The sequence below is a fragment of the Kitasatospora sp. NPDC127060 genome (genome assembly GCF_042724935.1).
Classification (GTDB): Bacteria; Actinomycetota; Actinomycetes; order Streptomycetales; family Streptomycetaceae; genus Kitasatospora.
In genome coordinates, this window is the sequence record NZ_JBHXEG010000184.1 from 1 (window position 1) to 2,374 (window position 2,374).

General features: G+C 69.1%; 2 protein-coding genes. Both read left to right on the forward strand.

Features of this window, described 5'->3' with window-relative positions:
* On the forward strand, nucleotides 1–126 hold a 126-nt coding region (locus ACFWIS_RS40570; protein ID WP_380464112.1), incomplete at its 5' end, for a family 1 glycosylhydrolase.
* The coding region (gene yicI / locus ACFWIS_RS40575; RefSeq protein WP_380464110.1) for an alpha-xylosidase at nucleotides 123–2,374 on the forward strand (2,252 nt) is incomplete at its 3' end. The genes ACFWIS_RS40570 and yicI, both read left to right, overlap by 4 nt.

A 2,374-nucleotide genomic window follows, 5' to 3' on the forward strand; every position in this document is an offset into this window, starting at 1 on the left:
GGGCAGCGTTTCGGCCTGGTTCGCGTCGACTACGACACTCTGACTCGTACCCCGAAGGACAGTTATGACTGGTACCGGGGCCTGATCACCGCGCATCGTGCGCGGACGGAGGAATCTGTCCGATGAAGTTCACCGACGGTTACTGGCTGATGCGCCCGGGTGTCACCGCGCGCTATGCCAGCGAGGTCGCCGATGTTCGGGCCGGTGAGGACCGGTTGACGTTGTTCGCGCCGGTCAGACGCGTGCGTGGTCGTGGTGACACGCTCAACAGCCCGCTGCTGACTGTTGAGTGCTGGTCCCCGGCGGAGGGTGTGATCGGGGTGCGCGTCACCCACCACGCCGGCTCGGTCAAGCCTGGTCCGGAGTTCGCGTTGCCCGGCGCGGAGTGGGGAGCCGGAAAGGTGCGCCGTGACGGCGGTGTGGTGGAACTGGGCTCCGGTGAACTGATGTTGCGGGTGGATACCACTGAGCCGTGGCGGCTGGAGTTCAGCGCGGGCGGCCGGGTGCTGACGACGGTGGGGGAGCGGGGGACGGGTTTCGTCATCGACGCCGATGGCCGGCACCACATGCTCGGGCAGCTCTCGCTGGGCGTCGGCGAGTTGGTGTACGGCTTGGGGGAGCGGTTCACGCCGTTCGTGCGCAACGGCCAGGTGGTGGATATCTGGCAGGCCGACGGTGGCACCAGCAGCGAACAGGCGTACAAGAACGTCCCGTTCCACCTGACCAACCGGGGTTACGGCGTCTTCGTCAACCACCCGGGCAGGGTCAGCTACGAGATCGGCTCCGAGTCGGTGGGCCAGGTGCAGTTCAGCGTCGAGGACCAGTCGCTGGAGTACTTCGTCGTCCACGGTCCGACCCCCAAGCAGATCCTGGAGCGGTACACCGCGCTCACCGGCCGTCCCGCGCTGCCCCCGGCGTGGGCGTTGGGCCTGTGGCTGACCACTTCCTTCACCACCGACTACGACGAGGCGACCGTCAACCGCTTCGTCGGCGGCATGGCCGAGCGCGGCATCCCGCTCAGCGTCTTCCACTTCGACTGTTTCTGGATGCGCGGATATCAGTGGAGCGACTTCCGCTGGGACGAGGACACGTTCCCGGACCCGGCGGGCATGCTGGCGCGGCTCAAGGAGCAGGGGCTGCGCGTCTGCCTGTGGATCAACCCGTACATCGCGCAGAAGTCGGAGCTGTTCGCCGAGGGCATGCGCGAGGGCTTCCTGGTGCGGCGCCCGGACGGCAGCGTCTGGCAGTGGGACCTGTGGCAGCCCGGCATGGCCCTGGTGGACTTCACCAACCCCGCCGCCCGCGACTGGTACACGGGCAAGCTGCGCACCCTGCTGGACGTCGGCGTGGACTGCTTCAAGACCGACTTCGGCGAGCGGATCCCCACTGATGTGGTGTGGCACGACGGTTCCGATCCGGAGCGGATGCACAACTACTACACCCAGTTGTACAACCGGGCGGTGTTCGAGCTGCTGCGTGAGGAGCGCGGTGAGGGGGAGGCGATGCTGTTCGCCCGTTCCGCCACCGTCGGGGGCCAGCAGTTCCCGGTGCACTGGGGCGGTGACTGCGAGTCGCACTTCAACGCGATGGCGGAGTCGCTGCGCGGGGGCCTGTCGTTGGGTTTGTCGGGTTTCGGGTTCTGGAGCCATGACATCGGTGGTTTCGAGGGCACGCCCACCCCCGCCGTGTTCAAGCGCTGGACGCAGTTCGGCCTGCTGTCCTCGCACAGCCGGCTGCACGGCAGCAAGTCCTACCGGGTGCCGTGGGAGTTCGGTGAGGAGGCGGTGGAGGTCACCCGGGAGTTCACCCTGCTCAAGCACCGGCTGGCGCCCTACCTCCAGCGTGCGGCCCAGCAGGCGCACGCCACCGGGGTGCCGGTGATGCGTGCGATGGTGCTGGAGTTCCCGGACGATCCGGCCGCGGGGACGCTGGAGCGCCAGTACATGCTCGGTGACGACCTGCTGGTGGCTCCGGTGTTCACCGAGGACGGCACGGTCGAGTACTACGTGCCGGAGGGGACGTGGACCAACGTCCTGACGGGCGATCAGCTGATCGGCCCGCGCTGGGTACGCGAGCGGCACGGCTTCCACACCCTGCCGCTGCTGGCCCGCCCCGACTCCGTCATCGCGCTCGGCGCGGACGACCAGCACCCGGTCTCGGCCTGGGCCGAGGGCGTCGAACTGCGGGTGCACGCCCTCACCGACGGCGCCGGGACCACCGTGGTGATCCCGCACTCCGACGGCCCCGGTGAGAGCGCCCGCTTCCAGGTGCGCCGCACCGGCGACCGGCTCCGGGTGACCACCGACAGCCCGCACCCCTGGCAACTGCGGACCGGCGGCCCGGACGGCGCCCTGCACGTCCACCCGGCCGGCAC